General features: G+C 72.8%; 1 pseudogene. It reads right to left on the bottom strand.

What is annotated here, in order from left to right:
- Positions 1 to 243, bottom strand: a pseudogene (locus MFF64_RS37265) (hypothetical protein); the annotation flags it as partial.

Here is a 243-nt window from a genome sequence, read left to right as displayed (position 1 = left end):
GCGCGGCCGCGGGAGCAGGCGCGGCGGCAGGCTTGGCCGCCGGCTTGGAAGCGGGCGGTTTCGGCTTGGGTTTAGGCTTGGCCTTCGCCGGCGCGTCGGCAGCGGCGGGTGCCTCGGGCTCGGCATCCTGGGCCCGCGGCGACGCGAACGGGACGGCAAGCAGCAGCGTCGCGGTCAGACTGGAGCGAACGACCGCTCGAAACGTCGAGATGGAATCACGATCCCCCAGGGGCATTGGCGGCA

Origin of the sequence: Methylobacterium frigidaeris (assembly GCF_022179185.1) — a bacterium.
Lineage (GTDB): Bacteria > Pseudomonadota > Alphaproteobacteria > Rhizobiales > Beijerinckiaceae > Methylobacterium > Methylobacterium frigidaeris.
Note: the sequence above shows the minus strand (reverse complement) of the source record. Positions and strands in the feature narration are given on the sequence as shown.